This window comes from Limosilactobacillus albertensis (assembly GCF_014145555.1).
Lineage (GTDB): Bacteria > Bacillota > Bacilli > Lactobacillales > Lactobacillaceae > Limosilactobacillus > Limosilactobacillus albertensis.
In genome coordinates this window covers 1-26,983 of sequence record NZ_JACIVD010000071.1, presented here as the reverse complement: position 1 = coordinate 26,983, position 26,983 = coordinate 1, and the positions used below count along the sequence as shown (strand labels likewise).

Below are 26,983 nucleotides of genomic sequence, written 5' to 3'. Positions count from 1 at the left end.
GGTTTTGCCAATCAGCAATTTTTCTTTTTAAGAATTGATTGTTTATTTGCGTAAAAAAACACCTCCCACATTCTCGTAGGAGGTGTTGATATCCATCAATACCAGTTGACAGATACCCAAGAAAACGAGGCTAGAAAGATCTTCTAACCTCGTTTCTTATTACTTAAGTTGATTTTGAAAATTCCGCAAGTTATTAGCGGTTGGATCTAAGTTCGTCCATTCAGGTGAAAGGAACTTACTATTGATCTGATAATGTGGTTGCGGTTGTTTATTTGAGATAAAGTCATTAGCTGCTTTATCAACTTTTACCCAACCGGCCCAACCGATATGGATCGTATCTTCCATAAAGCCAGGTTTATTACCATCGTGTGAAAGGTCAAGAATATGAGTAAATCCTTGCTGACGAAGCTGGAATTTAATCTTTTCAACGGATTTGTAATACATATTCATATCCATTCCAGTGTATTTTTCCCACTTAGCGTTAACTGGTGGAATAACAAAAAGAACGTTAGAGTTAGTGTTCTTAAATTGGTTCAAGACTACTTCTAAGTCACCGTATTCTGGTGATTTTGTATAGTCAAAATGCCGTTGTGATCCCTTAGTTTTCGCTAAGTTATTTTTAACACGTTGGGTATAGAAACCATTGCGGATACCAAAACGGTTGTTATCAGTTTTCCGCGCGGCCTCGTTAATTGCATCATTATAAAGCACATTGTAATTATAATGCTTAGGAAGCCGTTTAACATTTGGTAAGATGTGCTTACCGTAATTGTTGTTTAACTGAAAACCAGAGAAAATCGCATCTTCATGAACAAGCATGTTAAGACGGAAATGGATAATTCCCATATCAAAACTGCTGAGGGATTCCCCTTCCGCAATCTTGTGTGCATAGGCAGAAACAGTGCCGTCTTTACCAAGCATTGCAACTAACCGTGATGCAACATAACGATCGTATGGTGATTTTGGATTAGCATGTTGAAGCCAGTTAAGATTAGCAAGTTCACCGTTGTAATATTTAAAAGCTGGTGGCTGAACACCTTGCTTTGTAAACCACTGGGGTGAAATGATATAAACTGCCTTATTATTTCTCATCTGCGTTTCCATTGAGTTAATGTTAAAGAATTGCGGAAGAGATTGTGTACCCCGTGAACCAAAGAGGAAAGGGGTGTAATTATGGTAACGGGCAGCCATTACGGACGGGTGAAAGCGGTCCATCCGTCTTAATTCACTAGAACCAAAAAATGGAACGTAGTGGGTGTGCTTATCACTGAGCGCTTGTTGTTTAATTGATTGATTCTTGAAAACAACAGGACTCAATGATACTGCAGCTTTATGTTCAATCGCCGCTGAGTGCTTTTTACTAATCGGCAGTGAAAACAATAGAACTACTAATAGGCAAGCGACAATCAGCGGGCCAAAGATTGACCACAGCTTTTTGCCATTATGCATTTTGGAGCTCCTTTACCCGTTCTTCAATCTTTTCGATAGTATCCCATTGGCTACGGTCAAATTCTGAAACAGGAACTTGAACGCCAAAAGCATCTTGTAAACCAAGGAGAAGGCTGACAGTTGCCATTGAGTCTAAAAGGCCGCTTTCAAAAAGGTTTTGACTTGCATCGCTGAAATCAGCAGTGTCCCGACCAGTTGCATCAGCTAAAATGTTAATAATTTGTTCTTGCATAATTAAAATTCCTCCTAAAATTATTTAAATAAATAAGTATCTAAGAAACCACTAAAGATTAAGAAAGTAAACATTACAAAGTTAAAGGTAACGAAAATTGCAACCCCAGTGGTGAATTTGTTATGAGGCAGTTGCTTAAGATTTTTACGCTTAAAACGGAGCCACCAATCATTAATTACTAGGCCAAGGCCCTGTAGGAAACCGTATAGAATATAATACCAGGTAATCCCATGCCAAAAGCCCATTAGTAACATATTAAGCATATATGCGGTTGATGACAAGACATTTCGATTCTTAAACCACCGTTTTTTAGTGGCGAGGAAAACAAACCGCATAAAGATATAATCACGGAACCAGAATGAAAGGCTAATGTGCCAACGATTCCAGAATTCCTTAAGGTTTTTCGACTTGAACGGCTGCTTAAAGTTCATTGGGGTTCGGACACCCATAAAGTAACTAATTGCTACTGCAAATAAAGAGTAACCAGCAAAGTCAAAGAATAGGTAAAGTCCATAGGTATACATAACACCGATCAGGTTCCATGATGGGAATGATGGATCGGCAAGGGCAGCTCGTTCAAAGAATGGGTAGAAGTGTTGCCCGAAGAAATAACCGATAACGAACTTATATAAGAATCCAAGAAATAAGTAGAAGATTCCGGTATTAACAAGGTTTAAATATTCCTCTCTAGTTGGAACCTTTTTATAATCTTTTTCAAAACGACGGTACCGGTCAATTGGACCAGAAGTAATTGTTGGCATGAAGAGGATAAAGCGGATAAATTTCCATGGCGAAATCTCTTTAATCATGCCATCACGAGTTTCAATTACGGTTCCCACTGCCCGGAAAGTCAAGTAACTGATTCCAAGGAAACCAAGAAGCGAGTTATGACCAACCATTGCTGGTGAGAGTTTAACAATTACGATCGGCAGAATTGATAAAGCAGCGGTGAGATAAAACACGCCGCTAGAATTCTGCTTTTGACGATAATGATGATAAGCCATCACAATAATCGTCTGGTAAATTACATAGCCAATTAATGAAATCCCTTGTTGCCAGCTTGAACCATCAAACATTAAAAAGATAAAGATAAAACTTATTAATGCCTCATACCAGCTAAATCTCTTCCCAAAGTAAAGGCCGATTCCCAACGGTAAAATAGCAAGAAGTAAGTAGAAGAAATATACCGGGGTACCATAAGCACTGTAGTTTGGAAGATTTGAAATCCATTCAATCATCACTTATTAGCCTCAGCAATCATTTGTTTAACTGCAATCTTGCCATTTGCAGACATTGGAAATGACTCACGATAAACGAATTGGGTAGGCATCATGTATGGCATGATTAACCCATTTAAGCTTTCTCGTATTTGCTTTGTTAATCCCGCTGTATCATCAGTTGGTTCGTTTGGAATAACATAAGCAATTAAGTGGGTAACTTTGCCGTCCTTATTGTACTTTGGAACAGCAACGGCTTGTTTGATTAGCGGACTCTTTTCAAGACTAGCCCGAACTTCGTCAAGTTCAATCCGATAACCGTGTAACTTAATTTGGAAATCCATTCGGCCTTTATGGTGAAGCAAACCGTCGGGGTCAAGAGTACCGGCATCCCCTGTTCGGTAAGCAGGAACGCCATCAATCTTAAAGAAAGATTTGGCAGTCTTTTCAGGGTTATTCATATAACCGCGGGCAACGCTATCACCACTGATAATAATTTCACCTTGCTGACCTGGGGTTGTGATCTCTTTATCACCAATGGATAGCTTAACACCCGGCTTTGCGTAACCAACTGGTAGCCGGTCATTGTTTTCAATAATGTCAGGAGTTATCTCAATGCCAGATACGGCTACTGTTGTTTCAGTAGGACCATATGTGTTGAAAATCTTAGCATCTGGGAAGCGTTGATGCAGTGCTTTAGCAGTTTTTACCGTTAATTCTTCACCACAGAAGAGGAATGTCTTTAGGCTTGGCATCTTTTGCTGGTTAAATGCTGGACTAAGCAATAACATATCAGCAAAAGACGGGGTTCCGACAAATACCTCAAGGCCAAGATTTGGTAAGGCGGTGAATAATTGACCAAAGTTCTCAACAACTTCGTGAGGAAGGGCCTTGATCGTCCCACCATCAAGTAGGGCTGGCAGCCAGTACATGTTTGATAGGTCAAATGAATATGGCGGCTGACCTAAGAAATTAGCGTGTTTTTTAATATTAAATTCATCGCTTAACATCCAATCAACGAAAGTCATGAAATTATCGTGACTAACTTCAACTCCCTTTGGCGAACCAGTAGTTCCAGATGTAAAGAGAATGTAAGCTAATTCATCGCCGGCAATCATTGATGAAGTATCAAAAGATTGCGGTGTTGCTAAAACTTCGGTGAGCTGTTGCCGGTCAACAACCGGTGCATCAAATTTAAGATCGTTACTAGGAAAATCATTAACGGCAATAATCATCGCTGGCTTTGCAGTATCTAAAATTGATTGCATTCGTGGGATGGCAGAATCATTTGAAACTGGAATGTAGGTATGACCAGCCTTTAATGCCGCTAAAAAGCTGATAATCATTTCAACCTGGTGATCGCCATATACGAGAATCGGACTGCGGTCGGGCAAAGATTGAGTACTAAGCCATGCCGCCAAAGTGTCAACTGCTGAGCTTAAATCCGCATACGTAGTCGTTTTGCCCATTTCATCATATGCGATCCGTGTTGCGTTGTCTTTGGCAATTTGCTCAAAGACTGTAATAATATTCTTACTCATTATATTATCTGTATCCTCCGCATTAGAATTCGTTGTAGATAAATGGCTCTTGGCCTGCTCCATAATAACCGTAAAGGTATATTAATAATAGGAGCACTACAAAGTAAAATAATGTTTTCAAGATGAATTTTAATGCAGGATGGCGTTGAATAATCTGAGCCATAGTTCTCCTTCTCTCATCTTTATAAATTATAATTGACATTCATATCAAGAATACCATTAATTCCGTATCTCTGCTAATAGAGTGAGTTACTTTCACCATACTATAAAGCACTTAAGAAAAAATTAATAAAGTGTTCAAAAATAAGAATGTTTATCGCCTTAAAATTATAACTTTTTCTGAGCAAATTGTAACTAGAAATATATAAAGTTTATTTATAATTTTATACGACATGACAATGATGGACTAATGTAACAATAATTGCAAGAAACGCTTATTTTCGATAAGATTAAGCGGTAGATATATAAGGAGACGAACGCTAGATGATTAAGGGGATTGGAATTGATATAACCGAGATTGGACGAGTTAAGAAAGTAGCGGCTGCTCATTCTCAATTTGTCCAGCACGTATTGACACCTAATGAACTAGATCAGTATGGGAAATTTAGCGGGCAGCGGTCGGCGGAATATCTTGCTGGACGGTGGTCGTTAAAAGAATCTTTTGCCAAAGCATACGGGACGGGAATCGGGGCCAAACTAGGCTTTCAAGATATTGAAATCATTGATAATCAATATGGTGCCCCCATTGTTACTAAATCGCCGTATAATGGTAATGCTCATGCTTCAGTGAGCCATACTGCCACATTAGTAATGACAGAAGTTATTTTAGAAAGTGAGAATGAATAATAAATGGTTAATGGTCGTTTGCGAGATACTTCATTAATAGTTGACTTAGATGCATTACGTCATAATATTCAAGAACAGAAAAAAGCGTTGCCGGCAAATAGCAGAATTCTTGCTGTTGTGAAAGCAAACGCTTATGGTAATGGCCTTGTTCCTGTTGCCCAAGCGGCAATGACTAGCGGGGCAAGCGGTTTATGTGTGGCAATATTAGATGAAGCATTAGACTTACGTGATAACGGGATTGAGGCGCTGACTCTTGTCCTGGGGATTACACCAGTTGAAAATGCCCTGATTGCTGCTCAGGCTGGCGTCTCATTAACTGTCGGTTCCCTAGAGTGGCTTGAACAATACCATCAGCTAGCACAAGTTGCTAAACCCCAGAAACCGTTAAAAGTCCATTTGGGAATTGATTCAGGAATGGGGCGGATTGGTTTTACCACGGTTGATTCATTCAAACGGGCGGTTAAGCTCCTTGAAAGTCCGGAATTTGAATTTGAAGGGATGTTTACCCATTTTGCAACGGCAGACAGCCCTGATGATACCTACTTTAAGCAACAGGTTCAGCACTGGCATGAATTTGTCGCCAGCCTTGATGAATTGCCGCCATATGTTCACATGGCAAATTCCGCAACCGGTTTATGGCATCAGGACACGATTACCGCTAATACGGTTAGAATGGGAATTTCAATGTATGGACAGAATCCGTCTGGACGTGATTTGAAATTAACGCTTAATTTACAGCCAGTTAGTTCATTAGTTTCTTCCATCAGTTTTGTTAAGCAATTAAAGGCCGGACAATCGGTTAGCTATGGTGCAACTTATACCGCCAAGCAGGATGAATGGTTAGCTACATTGCCAATTGGTTACGCAGACGGCTATCCGCGTTGTATGACTGGCTATAAAGTTTTAGTTGACGGACAATTCTGTGATATTGCTGGGCGGGTATGTATGGATCAGATGATGGTTCGCCTTCCAAAGTATTACCCGGTTGGCACCCCGGTAGTATTGATGGGAAAGTCTGGCGATAAAGAAATCACTGCGACTGACTTAGCTGATCAGGCAGGAACGATAAACTACGAAATTTTAACCAATATTAGCAATCGTGTGCACCGTGTTTATCGGCAAAGCAAGTAATTAAGGAAGCGAAGGTAATGGCAAAACGAAAAGTAAAACGGGGTGATATCTATTACGCTGACCTATCCCCGGTAATTGGTTCAGAACAGGGTGGGGTTCGACCAGTCTTAATTCTTCAAAATGACGTGGGAAATCACTATAGTCCAACCGTGATTATTGCAGCGATTACTGCCCAAATGCAAAAGAAGAAGATGCCTACTCATGTTCAGCTAAAAGGTAAGTCGTTACCGTTAACGCATGATTCAGTCATTTTGTTAGAACAGTTGCGGACAATTGATAAGCAGCGATTGAAAGATCGGATTGCACATTTATCACCAGAAACAATGACAAAAGTGGATAAGGCACTGACGATTAGTGTCGGCTTAAATGCGGCTTATGACGAAAATAAATGAGTTTGACAATTCGCGTTTGAACTCGTATACTCACTATTAAATTAATAACGGTTCTTTTAATGTAGCCCAGAGAGACTACGAAAGACAAAATAATATAAGCATAGTCGCCTGAGACTACGTGCAATCTTTTGTAAAGCTCTAGGACCATTAATGGGACTAGGGCTTTTTTAGGTCTAAGGAGGATATCTTGTGAAAGAGCAAAAGAGTGCAACAATTTTTAGTATTCCAATGAAGAGTAGAAAAACTAACACTTGGGATATGTTTGCCACTTGGGTAGGGGCAAACGCTAATAACGGAACGTGGTTTGTTGGCGGAGTTCTTGCTGCGTGCGGCTTTGCGGTTGCAATGAAAGTTTTGGTATTATCATCAGCTTTGTCGTATGTATTCTTAAGTTTAGTGGGGTATATCGGTTATAAGACTGGAGTATCAACAATGAGTCTTAGCCGGGCGTCATTTGGGGAACGCGGCAGCTATCTCCCGTCATTAGTTAATATTACCCAATTTATTGGCTGGACAGCGGTTAATACCTTTATTGCTGCTCAATCAGTTAGTATCCTTTTTCATGACCTATTAGGATGGCCAATTTGGGGACAGCATGGCGGTTACTTAGGCCTAGTGGTTGGGATTATTATCATGAGTATTCTCCACATCATTAGTGTCTCAAGCGGATCACGCTCCGTACAGATGATTGAACGAATCGGAATAATTCTTGTTCTTATTTTTGTTATTTGGGAATCGATTGCCGTTTTTAAGACAGTTTCATTTACCCAAATCGTCAACTGGCATGTTCCTGCTCATTCAAAGATGGCGGTTGGGGCAGCGGTTGATTATGTTGCAGCCTTTAATTTAGCGTGGGTGACAGCTGGTGCTGATTTTACCCGTTTTACTGCTAAGGAGAAAAATGCAACTTTAACACCATTCTGCGGTGCGTTATTAGGAGTGGTTTGGTTTACTTTTATTGGATTAATTTCAACAATCAGTATTGCAATCTCAAGCGGTGTTTATAATGCCAATAACTCTGATCCTTCCACAATTGCTAGTAAGTTAGGATTAGGAATAATTGCCCTCCTTGTTATTATTTTGACATCGATGACTGCTAATGCTGTTAATTTATTAGCGGCGGGGTCAGCCCTTTCTAATATCTTCACGAAGCTTAAATTAAAGTATTCGTTATGGATTGTTGTGCTGCTTGCGACAATTGTTACCTTTATTCCCATGTTTGTTGGTAGCTTTTTGAGTGCCTTTGAGTCTTTCCTTGACTATGTTGGAATGGTACTAGGACCAACGATCGCAATAATTTGTACAGACTTTTATTTTCGTGCCCACCGTCATTATGACATCGATGAACTGGGCAAAGTTGGCGGAAAGTATTGGTATCAAGGCGGAATTAACTGGGTGGCAATTATTGTTTTTGCCATTGGTGCAGCCTTCTTTGTAATTGTTCATCAGATGCCATTATTCGCAAATACGATTGGCGCAACATTTATTGATATGTGTTTGAGTGGTATTCTATATTATGTAATAATGTCGCTGGTTGACCGAAAGGAAGCATAGTTATGTTAATTAAAAATGTTCATGTAGATAATCACCAAGAGATGGTCGATGTTCGGATTGTTAATGGAAAGTTTAAAGAGATCGCCCCTAATCTAGCAGAGGCGACTAATGAGCAGGTTATTGATGGTCAAGGGAATCTCCTTTTACCGCCATTCGTTGATTCACATGTTCACTTAGATGCAACCCTCACTGCCGGTCAGCCAGAATGGAATGAATCAGGCACCTTATTTGATGGCATTCGGATTTGGAGCGAACGTAAACAGGATTTAACCAAAAAAGATGTTAAGACTCGTGCAAAGAAGACGTTATTAAATATGGTCGGTCACGGTATTCAGCACGTAAGAAGCCATGTTGATGTTACTGATCCGCATCTAATTGCTGCACAGGCCCTGCTTGAATTACGGGAAGAACTAAAGGATCAGATTGATTTACAATTAGTTGCCTTTCCGCAAGAAGGTATTCTTAGTTACCCTCATGGCCGGGAGTTAATGGAACAGGCGGTCAAAGAGGGGTTAGATGTTGTTGGCGGTATTCCGCACTTTGAGTTTACAACTGAGTACGGCTGGCAATCAGTTCACTTCTTAATGGCATTAGCAGATAAGTATGATCGCTTGGTTGATGTTCACTGTGATGAAATTGATGATCCGGCATCACGTAATCTTGAAGTTCTAGCAACCGAGGCTTACGAGCGGGGAATGAAAGACCGGGTTACTGCTAGTCATACAACAGCAATGGGGTCATATAATGATGCTTATACCTATAAGCTATTCCGTTTGTTGAAGATGAGCGATATTAACTTTGTTTCTAACCCGTTAGTGAATGTCCATCTTGGCGGACGGTTTGATACTTATCCAAAGCGGCGGGGTGTTACTCGGATTAAAGAATTAACAGAAGCTGGAATAAATGTTTCTTTTGGTGAAGATGATATCCAAGATCCATGGAATCCGCTAGGCGATGGCAATATGCTAGATGCGGTTACAATGGGTGTTTATATTGCACACTTAATGGGATATCACCAGCTTCAAGAGGCCTTTAATTATGTAACTTATAATGGGGCTAAGACATTGCATATCAGTGATCGCTATGGAATTGAAGCGGGTAAGCCGGCAAACTGCATTTTATTAAATGCACATGATTTTTATAATGCCCTTAATAAGCATGTTGAGGTTCTTTATAACATTCGTCACGGGAAAGTCTTAGCTGAAACCAAACCAGCGAAAACTAAAATTAATATTAAATAAAATTAAAAAAATCTCATAATTAGTATTGACAATAGTGGCAATAATAGTTATATTATATCCAACAATTAAATTTAGATTAGAAAACGTTGATGGAAATAATGGTTAAGAACTAGCGACAGAGAGTTAGCGGGTGGTGTGAGCTGACCAAGGTTTTTGATTATTAATCGTTCCTGAGTTACCGGCTGAAATTAAAGTAAGCTTAGGTTGGCTGCCATCCATTATTTTGGCCACAAATGTTTGTTTGTGAATGAGTGAATTGACCATGAAAGTGGTTGATTAAAGTAGGATGGTACCGCGCAGAAGCGTTCTTACAGTTGCAGTAATGCAATGTAAGGACGCTTTTTCTTTTCTAAATTTATAATAATTTTTTGGAGGTAATTATTATGACTGAATTAAATGCAAAACAAGAGGAATTCGCTAAGGCACTTTTTAAGGCTTATGATACCAATACCCCATTGAATGAGGATGATTGGAAAGGCGTTGTCACTGATGATGATACGGCATATGCAGTTCAAGATGAGGTTGTGAAATTAAAAGGAAAGCCAACCGCAGGATATAAGGTTTCATTAACTAGTAAGGAAACTCAAGATATGTTCGATGCCGATTCACCGTTATATGGTCAACAGGTTGCTGAAAGATTCTTACAATCACCAGCCGATGTTGATTTAACGACATTGAATGAACCGCTATTAGAAGTAGAATTAGCTTTCCGTGCTAAAGAAGATTTAAAGCCAACTGACTCATTAGAAGACTTATTCCACAAGGTGACGGTTGCTGGTGACTTAGAATTACCAGATGCACGGTTCGTTAACTGGTTCCCCGACTTAGGTAAATATAACGTAATGTCAGATTGTGCTGTTGGCGGGCTAGTAGTTTACGGTGAAGAACGGGATGCTGATAAGGCATTTGCTAGTGTTGACGATGCTGCTAATGTTCATGCTGTACTATACAAAGATGGCGAAAAACTTAAAGACGGAGTGTCATCAGAAGTGCTCGGCAACCCATTCAAGTCCTTACAATGGTTAGTTCAAAAACTGGCTGATCAAGGAAAGACGTTTAAGAAGGGACAAATGGTATCCTCAGGAACATTCGTCTTGCCACCAAAGCTAACTGCTGGAAAGTGGGAAGTTAAGTTTGACCAAGGCTTTGGGGATGTTGTAGTTAATGCTAAGTAACTATTATCATCCAGTGAAAGGGGGGATCGGATGATGAATGATTCAGGTGAGCAATCACCAAGCGATATTAATATTGTGGGCACAAAAAAAGCGACTGGCGAAGTTAATTGATTCGTCAGTCGCTTTAATAGTCTAGTAACTTTGATGCAAATCTTCAATTTCGGGGACTTCAAAGCCTTTCTTTTGGAGCCGTTTAACGATCCGCTCCATTTTTGCTTTGCTTATGTCTGCTGGAAGAGTATAGAGAACTCGTTTCATCGTTTCATCTTCTGGATCAAGGGAGATTACGTTAACGATTTGGCAAAAACGAGTAATTTCCTTAGCAGCTGTTACCAATGCGCCTCGCTCATCGGGGGTAATAACGGTTAAAACATAGCTGCCATTATTCACATTCCAGCCAGCGGCAAGCATCCGCAAGAGACTATTATGTGTTAAGATCCCATAAAATTGGTTATCATTATCAAGAACAGCGATGTATGGCAGGTCACGAATAGCAAAGAAGATTGAAAAGAAAGCAGCGTTAATTGAAATAAATTTGGTAGCATTTTTCAACAAAGCTGTTACTGGTAAACTCATATCGCCATTTCGTGATTTGTGACGATAAAGGTGCATTTTATAAATATTTCCCCGAAAAATTTTTCCTGACTTATCTAAAACCGGTACACATCGATAACCAGTGTCCTCTAAAACAGTTAAGGCTTCGTTTAGTGTCGCTGTTTCCGGAAGGGTGGTTAGGGTTGCTTTCGGCTTAATTAATGAATTGAAAATCATATTAAACATCCTTTTTATCGATTAAATGCACCAATTATCATAACACATTTCTATCAAAATAATTAGAAAAAGATTAGAAAAAATGTTGTATGCAACCAAATTAGTATGTAGAAAAAAGTAACATAGGGTATAATACTACTAACTAAAAAGATGTGCTGGACGGGATTGCGGACCGTGCGGCTTTTTTGCGTGAAAGGAATGAAAAAGAAATGAAAATGATTGTTGGCTTAGGAAATATAGGGACCCGTTATGATGAGACTCGTCACAATACCGGCTTTATGGTTGTTGACCAACTGGCTCGTGACTATCATCTGGGGGCATTTACTCATTTGAAGCAGGAAGCGGTGGCAGTTAGTGGTGTGATTAATGGTAAAAAGGTCATGCTGGTTAAACCGACAACCTTTATGAATGATTCAGGACGGGCAGTGGGCCCCCTTGTTGATTATTACGATATCGATTTGAATGACCTGGTAATCGTTAATGATGACTTAGACATGCCAGTTGGTAAAGTTCGTTTGAAAACACACGGGGCTTCTGGCGGTCATAATGGACTTAAAAGTATTATTAACGTATTAGGGACTAAAAACTTTAACCGGGTCAAAGTCGGAATCGATCATCCCCAACATGGAACGGTTGTCAGTCATGTTCTGGGTAAATTTTCCAAAGATGAACGACCGAAGTTTGATCAAGCCGTTGAACAAGCTGAACACGCGCTGGAAGACTGGATTAACGGGGAAGAATTTGCCAAACTAATGAATGATTATAATTAATAAAGAAAGGTGGCGTTGATGGTGCAATTGGAAACGTTAATTGAAAGGACGCCATCATTTAAACAAATTATGGCTGATCTTCAACCAGCAAGGCACCAGTTAATAACAGGTATTTCGGGGTCAGCACGAACGGGTTTATTAAGTGCATTGTCAACAAAACTAAACCAGCCGATTTTAGTTGTTACCGATACAATCTCGCACATGCAAGAATTAGCTGGTGACTTGGAGAACCTCTTACCTGATAATCGTGTTTTTCAATTTCCGGTTGAGGAGGTCTTAGCGGCGGAAGTAGCAACCAGTTCACCTAATTATAGATTACAGCGTGTTTTAGCCCTGAATGCTTTAATTAATAAGGAACCAGTGATTGTCGTTGCCTCAACCGCGGGACTACGACGCAATATTATTTCCCCGGAATACTTTGCACAAACAGCACTAAAAATTAAAACTGGCGGGGAGCTTGACCTTGCTAGAGTTCGTCAACAATTGAGTGCGATGGGATACCAATACCAAAAGATGGTTTTGCGTCCCGGTGATTTTGCTATCCGTGGTTCAATTGTTGATATTTATGCTTTGAATACTGATAATCCGGTGCGAATTGACTTATTTGATACGGAAGTTGACTCATTACGGTATTTTGATGCTAGTACGCAACGAAGTATAGGCAATGTTGAAGAAGTACAAATCTTACCAGCAACTGATTTTATAATTCCGCCAACAGAATTTGCACGGATTTATGAAGCTTTAGATGGAGAATATCAGGAGCTAGTGAAGGGATTATCAGACAAGGATGATGATATTAAGCAACAGGTGGCAAATCGCTTTATCCCAATGCTAAATGCGCTTAAAGCCCAACGGTTGCCTAATGATCTGCTGGAATTTAGTGATTTAGTTTACCCTACCAAACATTCTTTACTTGATTATTTGCCAGCTGATGGCGTTATTTATTTTGATGATCTTACCAGAATAAAACAACTTGCAAAACAAATGACGAAGGAAGATACTGGTTGGTTTAATGATAAGGTTGCCCACCATCAGCTCACAGCTATTCCTGACCTTAGCAATGATGTGTCGGCGTTGATTAAAAAGGACCGTCATGCACAAATCTACGGGGCCTTATTTAAAAAGGGCTTGGGAAACATTAAGCTTAGTCAGATTACTGATTTGAAGAGCAGGACAATGCAGCGTTTCTTTGGGCAGATGCCATTATTGAAGGCTGAATTACAACGATGGATTGACCAGGGACAAACGGTTATCCTAATGGCAAATAGCCCAGAACGACGAAAACAGATTGCCCGCACGCTTGCTGATTTTGAAATCACGGCAACTGAAACCGAATTGGAAAATATTAAGCCTAATATTGTGCAGATTGTTGCTGCTAATTTAAATAACGGATTTGAAATGCCGCTTGCTGGGTTGGTTGTCATTACAGAAAGCGAGATGTTTAAGCAGGTAAAAAAGGCGCATCATCGTCCCCAGAAGCTGGCTAATGCGGAACGGCTGAAAAATTTTACTGACTTAAAGCCGGGTGATTATGTTGTCCATGTTAATCATGGAATTGGGATCTTTAGCGGGATTAAGACGATGGAAGTAGACCATGTTCATCAAGACTACATGATCATTAATTATCGTGATAATGCCCAGATATATGTTCCAGTTACCCAGCTAAATCTTGTTCAAAAGTATGTCTCTTCCGAATCGAAAACGCCACGGATTAATAAACTGGGCGGTAATGAGTGGGCAAAGACAAAGCGTCGTGTTTCATCAAAAATTGAAGATATTGCGGATGAGCTAGTTGACTTATATGCTAAGCGGGAAGCAGAGAAGGGGTATGCTTTCCCAAAGGATGATTATCTCCAAAAACAATTTGATGCTAATTTTCCATATAATGAGACTCGTGATCAATTGCGTAGTATTAATGAAATTAAAGAGGATATGGAAAAGCCTAAGCCAATGGATCGCTTACTGGTCGGGGATGTTGGTTATGGAAAGACTGAAGTTGCGATGCGCGCTATTTTTAAAGCCGTGACTGGCGGCAAACAGGTAGCGTTTCTTGTACCAACAACTGTTCTTGCCCAGCAGCATTTCGATACTTTGACCCGGCGTTTTGAAGGCTTTCCGATTAATATTTCCTTAATGTCGCGGTTTAAAACACCAAAAGAATTAAAAGAGACGGAAGCAGGACTAAAAGACGGGAGTATCGATGTTGTTGTTGGAACTCACCATATCCTGTCCAAAGATGTTGAATTTAAGGACTTAGGATTATTGATTGTTGATGAAGAGCAGCGATTCGGCGTAAAGCATAAGGAGAAATTAAAGCAGCTTAAAAATAACGTTGATGTATTGACCTTAACTGCTACCCCGATTCCGCGAACGCTGCATATGTCAATGCTGGGAGTACGAGATTTATCAGTTCTTGAAACGCCGCCAGCTGGCCGTTATCCAATTCAGACTTATGTTATGGAACAAAATAGCGGGGCAATTCGCGATGGAATTATCCGTGAAATGCAACGTGGCGGTCAAGTATATTACCTTCATAATCGGGTTCATGATATTGAAGAAACAGTTGCCTGGCTACAGGAATTGGTTCCAGAAGCACGGATTGGTTATATTAATGGCCAGATGAGCGAAAATGAATTGGAAACAGTCTTGTATGAGTTTATTCAAGGAAACTATGATGTCTTAGTAACGACTTCAATTATTGAAACAGGGGTCGATATCCCTAATGCTAATACCCTTTTCGTCGAGAATGCAGATCGAATGGGATTGGCTCAGTTATATCAAATCCGTGGCCGAATTGGACGAAGTAACCGTGTGGCATATGCATACTTTATGTATCAGCCGAATAAGGTTTTAACAGAGTTAGGTGAGAAACGTTTAGCAGCTATTCGGGATTTTACCGAGTTAGGATCCGGATTTAAGATTGCAATGCGCGATCTCGCTATTCGCGGAGCTGGTAATTTGTTAGGAAAGCAACAGCATGGGTTCATTGATTCTGTTGGATACGATCTTTATTCAGCGATGCTCAGTGATGCGGTTGCTAAGAAACAAGGTAAAAAGCAGACAATTCACTCCGATGCGGAAGTTGAATTAGGGGTTGAAGCATATTTGCCAACAGACTATATTGCTGATCAGCGACAGAAAATCGAGCTGTATAAAACGATTCGCCAGGCTAAGACGGATGAGGAAATAATTGATATTCAAGGTGACCTGATTGATCGATTTGGCGACTATCCTGCACCGGTTGGTACACTGCTGCTCGTAAGTCAATTGAAAAATCACGCGGATTTAGCAATGATTGCAGAGATTAAGCGCCAGCGTGATAATATCAATATTACGTTTACAGAGCGTGCTAGCAGACTAATTAAGGCGCCAGCAATAATTAAGGAATTAGCTAAAACAAGGTTTAAGGCAACAATCGGGGAGGATAATCAGCAGTTAACAATTCGATTGGTAATCCAGCCTAAAATGACAACGGATGATTGGCTTCATCAGTTATTGCAGTTTGTGACGGCACTTGGCAAAGTTATTCAAGAAGATGAAAAAGGAGCAGAAAAATGAGATTAGATAAGTTCTTAAAGGTATCACGAATTATTAAACGGCGATCAATCGCTAAGGAAATTGCGGATCAAGGACGGATTTTGATTAATGGTCAGCCAGCAAAATCATCTAGCCGGGTGGCAGTGGGTGATACACTGACAATTAAGTTTGGAAATAAAACGGAAACAGTTAAGATTAACCGGATTGTTGAAACGACTAAAAAGAGTGAAGCAGAAGACATGTATGAGATCATTGATGAAAGCTATGCAGAATCGTTTGATCAAATTTAATGCACTTTAATTCTATAAAAAAGTTGATATTTATATAGACATTCTCTGCGCTAACTTGCTATACTTAAAGCGTGATAAGTAAGAATAAAGGGGGATATCAGATGAAAGCACGATCTGATGGAAAAATTTCACAATTAAATACCCCATATGCTCGGCAAGTTTCAAGCACAAAGAATCGAAATCGGCAAATTCATAAACGACGATGCAAAAGAATCATTGCTGTTTTCTTTGTTGTATTCTTGATTTTTGGAATTCAAATATTTCAAAGCAAGCGGACATTAGCGGATATTAATGGTAATATTCAGCAAGCACAATCACAATTAAAAAAGCAAAAACAAAAGAATCAGCAATTGCAACGACAAATCAAACTGTTGCATAACCCTGATTATATTCAGCAGGTTATCCGTGCTAAGTATAATTATTCTAAAAAAGGCGAGACAGTCTATAACCTGAACTAATGATCATAAAATAAGATGTTTAGAGTAGGGTTAAAAAGGTTTAAATGTTAAAATTAAGAATGTAATTGGGTGAAATTATTGCCTTAAATTTTATGGTGATTTTTATGTATTTCCATGCTTATAAATAGTGAAGTTATGGTATACTCAAATACAAAAATATGAGATGGTTCGAGGAGGATCTATAGGTTTCATGGCAATTGAAGTTGGAGCAAAGGTTTCAGGTAAGGTTTCAGGAATCACTAATTTTGGTGCATTCGTTGATTTAGATGATAATCAGACAGGATTGGTACACATCAGTCAAATCTCTGATAAATACATCAAGGACGTTCATGATGTATTGGCAGTTGGGGATGAAGTTACTGCAAAGGTAACACGGATTGGTGACGACGGTAAGATTGCCCTTTCAATCAAGGCCGCTGCTCCTCATGAACATCAAGATCATCATGATAACCATCATCGTGAAAATAATCATCACGAACGAAACAATAATTTCCGTGGACACCACGATAGTTTTCGCGGTGGCTTTGGTGGGGGACGACACCACAATAACCACCAACACGAAGACTTTAACGATATGCTCGCAGGCTACTTGAAAGAAAGTGAATCACGCTTATCTACCTTAAAACGGCAAACAGATGGTAAGCGTGGTGGCCGTGGCGGTCGACGGAGCTAATATGACAAAGCTACAACAAGCATTTGAGCGGCACCTTATTAGGAGTCGCTTTTTTACTTATCAGGATAAAGTCGTAGTTGCTGTTTCAACAGGCGTGGATTCGATGGTCTTGTTGGACCTGTTACAACGATTGCCGACTTCATACCGTCCACAAATAATTGTCGCGCATATGAATCATGAATTACGTGCGCAAAGTCGGCTTGAAGAACAATTTATTCAGCAATATTGTAAGCAACATGACCTACCGCTAGAAATTGCTCATTGGCCGAAAGTACAGCACCCGCAAAATGGTGTTGAAAATGCGGCACGGCAGGCTAGGTATCGGTTCTTTAAACAGGTACTTGAGAAATATTCTGCCGAGTATTTAGCAACTGCCCATCATCAAAACGATCTGGCGGAGACGATGCTGATGAAACTAACCCGTGGCGGACAAATTGATCAGTTAGTCGGAATAAGAGATCAGCGGCCATTCGGTAAAAACAAGCTGGTAAGACCTTTATTGCCCTTTAGGAAGGAGAGTATTCGCGATTATGCACAGGGGCATCATCTTAAATGGTATGAGGATGAAACGAACAATGATTTGGATATTCAACGAAATCGTTATCGTCATGAAATAATTCCGTTACTTGAAAAAGAAAATCCACAGGTACTTTCTCACCTGACGCATTACCACCAACAGCTAAGCGAACTATTAGCTTGGCGCGATCAAGAGGTAGGTCAACGATTGCAGGTGATAGTTAGCGCAGAGGGCAAATTAAATGTTGCGGGTTTGCTTGAGAGTAATCGTTTTTTACAAAAAGACCTTTTGCGTCAATGGCTTAGCAACCAGCACGTTCATGACGTTAAAGAGCAGCAGTTAAGCGAGCTATTACAGGTACTAACAAATAGTAATAAGCCGCAGCAAACCGTCCTATTACCTCATCAATATAAGCTCGAAAGAAATTATTCTGTGTGCGTAATAAAAAAAGCGAATAATCAGATTAATGCTCTACAAAATCCCCGAGAGCATGTGATAGAATTGGAACAATGGTATCAAGTTGATAAGACAAGCATGATAGCTGTCTCTACTGAAAAGGCCTTTTTTGCCGACGAAAAGAAACTATCTTTACAATGGCTTGCTCCGGATCAGTTTCCGTTACGCATACGCAAATGGCAAAAAGGAGATCACATCCGGTTAAAGGGTGGTCAGCATCAACTAGTAAAACGGGTGTTGATCAATCAAAAAGTACCGCAAGATCAGCGTGACCAGCAGCAAGTGCTTATAGATGCTCACGGTGAGGTTATTTGGTTGATCAATCGCAAATGGAGCTGGTTTGAACGCCCAACGGATTATCAGCAGGCTTGGCGATTATGCTTTATTGGTATAAAAGATAAGGAGTAAAAGAATGAATAACGATATTGAGCGTGTCTTATATAGCGAAGAAGTGCTTGGCAAACGGATGGATGAATTGTCAAAAGACCTAACAAAGGATTATAAAGATAAGCGGCCAATCATCATTTCGGTATTAAGCGGGGCAGTTTTATTTACTGTTGATATGATAGAGCGGCTAGACATTATGGCCCAAATTGACTTTATTGATGTATCAAGCTATTTTGGCGGCTTAGGGTCAACTGGAACGGTAAAGCTCATTCATGATTTAAAAACAGATGTAAAAGACCGGCATGTTTTGATTATGGAAGATATTGTTGATACTGGTCATACCTTAAAATACTTAATGGACCTATTAGCGGATCGAGGAGCTAAAAGCATTAAGGTTTGCTCCCTATTAAATAAGCCGGAAGGTCGGGAAGTTGACGTCGATCCTGATTATGTTGGATTCACGGTTCCTAAAGAATTTTTAGTAGGGTATGGGTTAGATTACAAGGGATTTTACCGGAATTTACCATATGTTGGAATTTTGAAGCCATCTGTATACCAAAATGACTAAAAATGTTAGATAATTAAAGGGACGGGAAATTCTATTTAGATAACCAGAATTTAAAGATATTCTTAATTAAGGCTGTTTTTATAGATCCGTAAATTTGTAGTAGGTATTATATAAAATGTTGACGATAAAACTGTTAATTCTTCTGGGAAATTAATGGTCAATATTTGTCAAATATGCTATGATAGTGACTACAATTATAAAAATATCGTTGCTGGTAGATAGGAGGTTGTTATGAACAACAATCGTAAAAAGAATAATTTTACTCATAACGTTCTCTTCTATGCCGTGATGTTCTTGTGTATTATGGGAATTGCTTACTTCTTCTTTGGTGGTAACGCATCAAACGGACAAAGTAAGACGGTTTCTCAAAGCGAGTTTATCTCTGAACTGAAGAGTAATAAAGTTAAGAGCGTTCAGCTTCAGCCAAATGGCGGTGTTTATAAGGTTACGGGTACTTACCGTAAGCCGCAATCTAATAACAGTAATGCTGCTAATAACAATGGCTTTGCTCTTGCTACGCAACGAAACAATAAGGTTACTCAATTCCAGAGTTCTGTTCTGGAGAGCGATGTAACTATTAGTCAGCTTCAAAAATATGCTAATCGTCATGATGTGAAGATTAGCACACGGGCTGAAGAATCTAATAGTGTTTGGATGAACCTATTGTTGACCGTATTACCGCTAGTTATCATGATTTTCTTCTTCTACATGATGATGGGTCAAGCTGGCCAAGGCGGTGGCGGACGTGGAGTAATGAGTTTTGGTAAGACAAAGGCTAAACCAGCTGATGCCAAGAAAAACAAGGTTCGTTTCTCCGATGTTGCCGGTGAAGAAGAAGAAAAGCAAGAGTTGGTTGAAGTTGTTGAATTTTTGAAGAATCCAAAGAAATTCACCAAACTTGGTGCTAGAATTCCATCTGGTGTTTTGCTTGAGGGTCCTCCAGGTACTGGTAAGACCTTATTAGCTAAAGCAGTTGCCGGTGAATCTGGCGTACCTTTCTTCTCAATCTCAGGTTCTGACTTTGTTGAAATGTTTGTCGGTGTTGGTGCCAGTCGTGTTCGGGACTTGTTTGAACAGGCTAAGAAAGCCGCACCAGCGATTATCTTCATTGATGAAATTGATGCTGTTGGTCGTCGCCGTGGTAACGGCATGGGTGGCGGTCACGATGAACGTGAACAAACCTTGAACCAATTGTTAGTTGAAATGGATGGTTTCCAAGGTGACGAAGGAATCATCGTAATGGCAGCTACTAACCGTTCCGATGTCTTGGACCCCGCTCTTCTTCGTCCGGGTCGGTTTGACCGTAAGATTTTAGTTGGACGGCCAGACGTTAAAGGTCGTGAAGCTATTCTTCGGGTTCATGCTAAGAACAAACCGATGGCAAGCGATGTTGACTTGAAAGAAATTGCTAAGCAGACACCTGGATTTGTCGGTGCGGATTTGGCAAACTTGCTAAATGAAGCTGCATTATTAGCTGCTCGGCGGAATAAAACTGAAATTGATGCTGCGGATTTGGATGAAGCTGAAGATCGGGTAATTGCAGGACCAGCTAAGCATAACCGAGTTCAGTCCGAACAGGAAAGAAAGACAGTTGCTTTCCACGAAGCAGGTCATACAATTGTTGGTTTAGTATTGAATGACGCGCGTGTTGTTCATAAGGTTACGATTGTCCCTCGTGGTCGAGCGGGCGGTTATGCTATTATGCTTCCACGTGAAGATCAAATGCTTATGTCGAAAAAGAATGCAATGGAGCAGATTGCCGGTTTAATGGGTGGTCGTGCGGCTGAAGAGTTAGTCTTTAAGTCCCAATCTTCAGGTGCCTCCAATGACTTTGAACAGGCAACCCAGATTGCTCGTTCAATGGTTACTCAATATGGTATGAGCGATAAGATTGGTCCGGTAGAACTGCAGAGTTCTGGTCAGGTCTTTACAGGTCAAGGCTATGACCAATCACCTTACTCAGAAAAGACTGCTGCTTTAGTTGATGAAGAAGTACGGCGGATCTTAATGGAAGGTCATGAAACGGCCTTGCATATTATTGAGACGCACCGTGAGCAACATAAGCAGATTGCTGAAGCATTACTTAAGTACGAAACGCTTGATGAGAAACAGATCCTTAGTCTTTACAAGACAGGAAAGGTTCCTGATAAGGACGTGGCTGCTGAAGATGAAGAAGCACGGGCACAAACCTTTGAGGAATCAAAGCGTGAACTTGAACGATTGGAAAATGAACGTCATGATGAAGCTAAGAGTGACAAAGCTGACTCAGATACTTCAAGTGATGATTCAACCAATTCACAGTCGAGTGATGATTCAGATAACTCTGAGGATAAGTAAATTATTGAAAAGACGGAAGAAACAAAACCTGATGGATAGGTGGTGGGTCTTCTGTTTTTCTTTTGGCAAATTTAAGGAGGAATTTACAATGAAAACAACAGATTATTTAGTAAAATCAATGACTAAGGATGGAAAGTTTCGTGCTTATGCAGTTAATGCCACTCAAGTTGTAGAAAAAGCGCATGAAATTCATGATACATGGAGTGCTTCCTCAGCTGCTCTTGGCCGGACTTTAATTGGGACCCTCTTGTTAGCTACGTCAAGCCTCCAAGGAGAAGCGGGAATGACAGTTAAGATTCAGGGTAATGGACCAGTTGGCTTTATTGTTGCTGATGGTACTGCTCAAGGAACGGTAAAAGGCTACATGGGAAATCCCCATGTTTCGTTACCCGCAAACGATAAAGGAAAAATTGATGTTGCAAAAGCAGTTGGGACTAAAGGAACACTTTCGGTAACAAAAATGGCTCCTGGCGATAAGACTCCATATACTGGTGAAGTTAATTTGGTATCCGGAGAATTAGGTGATGACTTTACTTACTACCTTGCCCAATCTGAACAAATTCCATCTGCAGTTGGATTATCTGTATTTGTAAATCCAGATGAAAGCATTGATGTTGCTGGAGGCTTTATGATCCAAGTAATGCCGGGGGCAAGCGATGAAGAAATTAGTAAACTTGAAAAAACACTAAAGGACTTGCCATTAGTATCACAAATGCTACGGGATGGCGATACTCCAGAAGATATCTTGAAGAAAATTTTCGGCGATGATTTAAAGATTCTTGAGACGATGCCTGTTCGCTATGAATGTGATTGTTCCAAGGAACGGTTCGCCCATGCTCTTGCAAGTATTTCTAAAGATGATATGAAGAAATTAATTGATGAAGACCATCATGCAGAAACGGTGTGCCAATTCTGTGGTAAGAAATATGAATTTAATGAAGACGAACTGAAGAAGATTTATGCCGAAATGACTGCTAATGACGATAAAAAATCAACTGATGAAAAGTAATTTTTGGTGCTTAGCGGTTTGATATGCTATGATAGTTGAGTTATCGGACAATTAAAAATGAAACTGGATGGCCAGCACAGTTTCTTAAGCAGTAATGAGGTGAAAAAATGAAGTGGAAGATCGGTAACGTTGAAATTCCTAATCAAGTTGTTGTTGCACCAATGGCTGGAGTAACTAATTCTGCCTTTCGGGTTATCTGTAAAAGATTTGGTGCTGGCTACGTTGTCTGTGAAATGATCTCAGACCGTGGCATTATGTACCATAACCAACGAACACTGAATATGATGGACGTTGACCCTGAAGAACACCCGATGGGAATTCAGATTTTCGGTGGAACCAAAGAAACATTAGTTGAAGCAGCGAAGTATGTAGACCAACATACCGCAGCGGATGTAATTGACATTAATATGGGGTGCCCTGTTAATAAAGTTGTGAAAACCGATGCGGGTGCCCGTTGGTTACTAGACCCTAATAAAGTATATGAGATGGTGTCTTATGTAACGGACGCAGTAGAAAAACCTGTTACAGTTAAAATGCGGACTGGATGGGATGACAAGCATATTTTAGCGGTGGAAAATGCCCTTGCTGCTGAACGTGCAGGAGCTAGTGCAATCGCAATGCATGGTCGAACTAGAAAACAGATGTATACGGGACATGCTGATTGGAATATACTAAAAGAAGTAGCGAGTCAATTAAAGATTCCGTTCATGGCTAACGGTGATGTACGAACACCAGAAGATGCCAAAAAGATCCTTGATATGACGGGAGCAACTGCGGCAATGATTGGCCGGGCAGCAATGGGTAATCCGTGGATGTTAAAGCGGACAGAACATTACCTTGAAACCGGCGAATTGCTTCCTGAAGCAACCCCCGAACAAAAAATTGAGATGGCAAAAGACCACCTTAATCGTTTAGTTGATTTAAAGGGTGAGTACGTTGGTGTTCGCGAATTTCGTGGATTATCTACCTACTACATTAAGGGAATTCCACGGGCTGCACGGACTAAGGTAGCATTAGTCGAAGCAGAAACCCTCGATGAGATGAACGAGATTTTTGATCGCTTTGCTGAACAAACTGCAGAACGAGCAGCGCGGAAGCATGCTTAATTACGAGGAGGAGAAAATAAGTGTCACAAGAATTAGATCAAATGCGCGTCCGGCGTGAAAAAATGGAAGAACTAAAGCAGGCGGGGATTGAACCATTTGGTCGTCGCTTTAAACGGGACCATCTTGCTCAAGACTTACATGATAAGTTTGATCAATACGATAAAGAAGAATTGAACGAAATGGGCGCCAAAGTAATTATTGCTGGACGGATGACAAGAAAGCGGAGCAGTGGTAAAGCAGGTTTTGCTGACTTTGTTGACCGGACTGGTAAGATCCAGGTTTACGCTCGGAAAGACATGGTTGGTGATGAACCTTACCACATTTTCAAGCGCTCAGATATTGGTGACTTCCTTGGAATTGAAGGGGACGTTATCAAAACTGATACAGGCGAATTAACGGTTCGTGCACATAAAATTACTTTCTTATCTAAGGCATTGCGTCCGCTTCCTAATAAATGGGACGGGGTTACTGATCCTGAGACTATTTATCGGCAACGTTACCTTGATTTAATTTCTAATCCAGAAAGTTTCAAACGATTCCACCAACGGACAGCGATTATTAAGGCTGTGCGGAAGTACATGGATGACAATGGCTTTACTGAAGTTGAAACACCAATTTTGAATACCCAAGCAGGGGGAGCAAATGCCCGTCCATTTATTACCCATCACAATGCGCTTGACATTGATATGTATTTACGGATTGCAACTGAATTGTACCTTAAGCGGTTGATTGTTGGGGGCTTTGAACGAGTATATGAGTTGGGTCGTATTTTCCGAAATGAAGGGATGGATCCACACCACAACCCTGAATTCACAACTATGGAAACCTATGCTGCTTACTTCGATTTCCAAGATGTAATGGATGAAACTGAAGGAATCGTAAAAGCTGCTGCAAAAGTTGTTTCAGATGATGGAAAGATTACGTATCAGGGACATGAGATTGATCTTGGTGGAAACTTTAAGCGCATTACGATGGTTGATGCAGTTAAGGAAAAGACCGGGATTGACTTTGGCAAAGAGATGACTGATGAAGAGGCTAAGCAATTAGCTGATGAGCACAATATCCAATATGAGTCATACTGGACAAAGGGTCATATCTTAAATGCGTTCTTTGAAGAATATGTTGAAGACACGCTTATTCAACCAACGTTTGTGTATGAATTCCCAGTAGAGGTTTCACCACTAGCAAAACGTAATGCGGATAACCCAGCGATGACTGACCGTTTCGAATTATATGTTGATGGTAGTGAGTTAGCTAATGCATTTAGTGAATTGAACGACCCGATTGACCAAAAGGAACGTTTTGAAATGCAAGCTAAGGAAAAGGCTAACGGTAACGATGAAGCAGAACCAGTCGACTTAGATTATGTTCAGGCCCTTGAATACGGAATGCCGCCTACAGGGGGACTAGGAATCGGAATCGACCGTCTTGTAATGCTGCTTACTGATGCAAAGTCAATTCGTGATGTAATCCTCTTCCCAACAATGCGTCCCGAAAAGGAAAAAACGAACGATAAGAAGAAAAAAAACAAGAAGAAGTAAGCTGAATAAGCAATGGTGTGTACACCCCAAATACACCATTTTTAGAAAAGAAAGTAAAAAGGGTCTGGCACAAAAAATGTAAGAGGGGCTGTGACATAAGTCCTTTAAATTAAGAGAACCGTTCGGAATTTCATTTGAAATTCTGAGCGGTTCTTCCTTTTCTTAAAATTAATACTAAATATGGACAGCCTCCCGGCGATCTTTTTCATATTCAGTGCCATTAGGGCAATTCCAATCTGACTTTTGGCTTTCTTGAGACCACGCACCGTGAACCTCTTGAAACCCAAATAAGCTTTCAAATTTCCAAAAACAGTTTCTACATCGTACTTGCGACGAGAATACGTAGTGGACTTTGAAAGCGACTTACGTGCTTTAGCTTTAAAATACTCCCATTGTGGATTAACCATAATATACTTAGTATTTCCACGTGGCGTTAATGCCTGAGGAATAACTTGGTGATTTTCATCGTACTTTTCGGCTTGATATACCTTAAAGTCGCGATGGAACTTATATTTATCGTTTCGGTAAGCGTATCGTTTAAAATTAAAGCGGACTCCAGCTGGATTGACATAGTAATCATCGTCTTCATGGTATTCCCAATTCATAACCTTTCGATCATCAGAGCGCCATTTGCGACTATTCTCTTTAATCATCGTGCTATAAGGAATTAGGGCGGTGCAATCAGGCAACTCATCTTCAAGATATTTATAATTACGTTCAGACCCATAACCAGCATCGGCTACAATTTCTCGTCCCAAAACTTCGTTCTGGGCGAGCTGCTTAAGAAATGGAATTAGTGTTCTCGTATCAGTGGGGTTTTGCATTAAGTCATAACCAAGCGTAAATTGCGAATTAGTCATAATTTGAAGATTATATGCCGGCTTAGTTTGTCCATTACGCATTGGATCTTCTTTAACGCGCATAAAAGTAGCTGCGTGATCTGTTTTAGAGTAGCTATTCCGTGAACCAGCGATCTGCATTTGAGTACGATATTCTAAATTTTTTTGGCGACAGTGTTCTAAAGCGCGGCGATATTTTTTGGCGTGGCGTCGTTCTTGTTTGGCCGGATTAGGCGAAACCTTAGCGGTTTCGCTTACCTGTTGATTCAATTCTTCGATACGTTGTTCAAGAAGCGCAATAATAGTATCGAGCTGATCAACGTCAAAGTTATTCTCGTCAACGTCGATTTTAACTTCAGCTTGCTTGATTTCTTGAAGCAGTTTACGGGCTTTTTCAACGTTTAATTCACTATATTTGATCGTACGCTTCTTCCAAACAAAGGAGTACTTATTTGCGTTAGCCAGAATTTTAGTGCCATCAATAAATGAAGCCTCATCAATCATTCCTTGAGCTTTCAAGTAGTCATGAAACTCCTTAAAACTGCTTTGGATCATTTCTTCTAAGTCCTTAGAAATCACAAAGCGAGCAATCGTACGGTAAGTTGGTCGCTGTTCTTGAGTTAACCACATTGCGACAATATTTTCACGAGCAAAGCGTTCAATTTTCCGACAGGAAATAATACCGTAACTGTAGGCTAAAAGGACCAATTTTAATAACATTCTCGGATCGTATTCCCTTGGTCGCCCCATAATATTAGGCTTGCGGATCGCAAGGCCTTCAACTAATTGGTTAATATAACGAGCAGGATGGTTTAATTCAGGTTCATAGGCAGTAGGTATGTTCAAACTAAGTTGATTCATGTTATAATTAGTTTCCAATGTTTTATATATCCTTTCGAGGGTATTTTGAAGACATCGACGGGCTGGTCGGTGTCTTTTTCTTTTA

General features: G+C 40.3%; 24 protein-coding genes. 17 read left to right on the top strand and 7 right to left on the bottom strand.

Features of this window, described 5'->3' with window-relative positions; all coding sequences use genetic code 11:
- Positions 1-159 precede the first annotated feature (159 nt).
- Genes dltD through dltX form a run of 5 tightly spaced genes read right to left on the bottom strand, consistent with a single transcriptional unit; the run spans position 160 to position 4,602 of the window.
- On the bottom strand, positions 160-1,449 hold the full coding sequence (gene dltD / locus H5S41_RS10230; protein WP_182603235.1) for a D-alanyl-lipoteichoic acid biosynthesis protein DltD: 1,290 nt from the start codon (positions 1,447-1,449) through the stop codon (positions 160-162).
- Entirely contained in the window at positions 1,442-1,681 is a 240-nt protein-coding gene (dltC, locus tag H5S41_RS10225) for a D-alanine--poly(phosphoribitol) ligase subunit DltC (RefSeq protein WP_003665624.1), read from the bottom strand. The genes dltD and dltC overlap by 8 nt, the downstream gene beginning before the upstream one ends.
- A 20-nt stretch (positions 1,682-1,701) precedes the next feature.
- Positions 1,702-2,919 (bottom strand): D-alanyl-lipoteichoic acid biosynthesis protein DltB, encoded by a 1,218-nt coding sequence (dltB, locus tag H5S41_RS10220; RefSeq protein WP_182598899.1) that lies wholly within the window; start codon positions 2,917-2,919, stop codon positions 1,702-1,704.
- A complete protein-coding gene (gene dltA, locus H5S41_RS10215; RefSeq protein ID WP_182603234.1) occupies positions 2,919-4,439 on the bottom strand; it encodes a D-alanine--poly(phosphoribitol) ligase subunit DltA in 1,521 nt (506 codons plus the stop codon). The genes dltB and dltA overlap by 1 nt, the downstream gene beginning before the upstream one ends.
- Before the next feature lie 22 nt (positions 4,440-4,461).
- Positions 4,462-4,602 carry a teichoic acid D-Ala incorporation-associated protein DltX gene (dltX, locus tag H5S41_RS10210; RefSeq protein ID WP_153710528.1) on the bottom strand — a complete coding sequence of 47 codons (141 nt, stop codon included), beginning with the start codon at positions 4,600-4,602 and terminating at the stop codon, positions 4,462-4,464.
- Positions 4,603-4,922: 320 nt separating this feature from the next.
- Here dltX and acpS point away from each other — a divergent pair, with 320 nt between their 5' ends.
- The 6 genes from acpS (at position 4,923) to H5S41_RS10180 (ending at position 10,778) form a co-directional block, all read left to right on the top strand.
- Complete coding sequence (acpS, locus tag H5S41_RS10205) at positions 4,923-5,285, top strand: holo-ACP synthase (protein ID WP_182603233.1); 363 nt, start codon at positions 4,923-4,925, stop codon at positions 5,283-5,285.
- Between the two features lie 3 nt (positions 5,286-5,288).
- Positions 5,289-6,416, top strand: coding sequence for an alanine racemase (alr, locus tag H5S41_RS10200; RefSeq protein ID WP_182603232.1), 1,128 nt, complete (start codon positions 5,289-5,291; stop codon positions 6,414-6,416).
- Between the two features lie 17 nt (positions 6,417-6,433).
- Positions 6,434-6,808: a type II toxin-antitoxin system PemK/MazF family toxin gene (locus tag H5S41_RS10195; RefSeq protein WP_182598881.1), complete on the top strand. Its 375-nt coding sequence runs from the start codon at positions 6,434-6,436 to the stop codon at positions 6,806-6,808.
- Between the two features lie 189 nt (positions 6,809-6,997).
- Positions 6,998-8,362 (top strand): cytosine permease, encoded by a 1,365-nt coding sequence (locus H5S41_RS10190; protein WP_182603231.1) that lies wholly within the window; start codon positions 6,998-7,000, stop codon positions 8,360-8,362.
- Positions 8,363-8,364: 2 nt separating this feature from the next.
- Positions 8,365-9,603 carry a cytosine deaminase gene (codA, locus tag H5S41_RS10185; protein ID WP_182603230.1) on the top strand — a complete coding sequence of 413 codons (1,239 nt, stop codon included), beginning with the start codon at positions 8,365-8,367 and terminating at the stop codon, positions 9,601-9,603.
- 383 nt (positions 9,604-9,986) lie between these two features.
- Complete coding sequence (locus H5S41_RS10180; protein WP_182598884.1) at positions 9,987-10,778, top strand: 2-keto-4-pentenoate hydratase; 792 nt, start codon at positions 9,987-9,989, stop codon at positions 10,776-10,778.
- 132 nt (positions 10,779-10,910) lie between these two features.
- On the opposite strand, the gene cbpA is transcribed toward H5S41_RS10180, so the two are convergent.
- Positions 10,911-11,549 (bottom strand): cyclic di-AMP binding protein CbpA, encoded by a 639-nt coding sequence (gene cbpA, locus H5S41_RS10175; RefSeq protein WP_182598885.1) that lies wholly within the window; start codon positions 11,547-11,549, stop codon positions 10,911-10,913.
- A gap of 209 nt (positions 11,550-11,758) precedes the next feature.
- Between cbpA and pth the strand changes: the two genes are divergently transcribed.
- The 11 genes from pth (at position 11,759) to lysS (ending at position 25,198) form a co-directional block, all read left to right on the top strand.
- Positions 11,759-12,319, top strand: a complete 561-nt coding sequence (gene pth, locus H5S41_RS10170; protein ID WP_182603229.1) for an aminoacyl-tRNA hydrolase — start codon at positions 11,759-11,761, stop codon at positions 12,317-12,319.
- 18 nt (positions 12,320-12,337) lie between these two features.
- Positions 12,338-15,877 (top strand): transcription-repair coupling factor, encoded by a 3,540-nt coding sequence (gene mfd / locus H5S41_RS10165; protein WP_182603228.1) that lies wholly within the window; start codon positions 12,338-12,340, stop codon positions 15,875-15,877.
- On the top strand, positions 15,874-16,146 hold the full coding sequence (locus H5S41_RS10160) for an RNA-binding S4 domain-containing protein (RefSeq protein WP_153710537.1): 273 nt from the start codon (positions 15,874-15,876) through the stop codon (positions 16,144-16,146). The genes mfd and H5S41_RS10160 overlap by 4 nt, the downstream gene beginning before the upstream one ends.
- Positions 16,147-16,247: 101 nt before the next feature.
- The gene (locus tag H5S41_RS10155; RefSeq protein WP_153710538.1) at positions 16,248-16,604 is read left to right on the top strand and encodes a septum formation initiator family protein; all 357 of its coding nucleotides are present in this window, start codon (positions 16,248-16,250) and stop codon (positions 16,602-16,604) included.
- A 190-nt stretch (positions 16,605-16,794) separates the two neighbouring features.
- Positions 16,795-17,277, top strand: coding sequence for a S1 domain-containing RNA-binding protein (locus H5S41_RS10150; protein ID WP_153710539.1), 483 nt, complete (start codon positions 16,795-16,797; stop codon positions 17,275-17,277).
- A gap of 1 nt (position 17,278) precedes the next feature.
- A complete protein-coding gene (gene tilS, locus H5S41_RS10145) occupies positions 17,279-18,658 on the top strand; it encodes a tRNA lysidine(34) synthetase TilS (protein ID WP_182603227.1) in 1,380 nt (459 codons plus the stop codon).
- A gap of 4 nt (positions 18,659-18,662) precedes the next feature.
- Positions 18,663-19,205, top strand: coding sequence for a hypoxanthine phosphoribosyltransferase (hpt, locus tag H5S41_RS10140; protein WP_182598890.1), 543 nt, complete (start codon positions 18,663-18,665; stop codon positions 19,203-19,205).
- Positions 19,206-19,436: 231 nt separating this feature from the next.
- Positions 19,437-21,542: an ATP-dependent zinc metalloprotease FtsH gene (ftsH, locus tag H5S41_RS10135; protein WP_182603226.1), complete on the top strand. Its 2,106-nt coding sequence runs from the start codon at positions 19,437-19,439 to the stop codon at positions 21,540-21,542.
- Positions 21,543-21,630: 88 nt separating this feature from the next.
- Positions 21,631-22,551 carry an Hsp33 family molecular chaperone HslO gene (hslO, locus tag H5S41_RS10130; RefSeq protein ID WP_182603225.1) on the top strand — a complete coding sequence of 307 codons (921 nt, stop codon included), beginning with the start codon at positions 21,631-21,633 and terminating at the stop codon, positions 22,549-22,551.
- Positions 22,552-22,658: 107 nt separating this feature from the next.
- A complete protein-coding gene (gene dusB / locus H5S41_RS10125) occupies positions 22,659-23,657 on the top strand; it encodes a tRNA dihydrouridine synthase DusB (RefSeq protein ID WP_182598893.1) in 999 nt (332 codons plus the stop codon).
- Positions 23,658-23,677: 20 nt separating this feature from the next.
- On the top strand, positions 23,678-25,198 hold the full coding sequence (gene lysS, locus H5S41_RS10120) for a lysine--tRNA ligase (RefSeq protein WP_182603224.1): 1,521 nt from the start codon (positions 23,678-23,680) through the stop codon (positions 25,196-25,198).
- Between the two features lie 104 nt (positions 25,199-25,302).
- Here lysS and H5S41_RS10115 read toward each other — a convergent pair whose 3' ends face one another.
- Positions 25,303-26,898 carry an IS1182 family transposase gene (locus tag H5S41_RS10115; protein ID WP_259395115.1) on the bottom strand — a complete coding sequence of 532 codons (1,596 nt, stop codon included), beginning with the start codon at positions 26,896-26,898 and terminating at the stop codon, positions 25,303-25,305.
- Between the last annotated feature and the right edge of the window lie 85 nt (positions 26,899-26,983).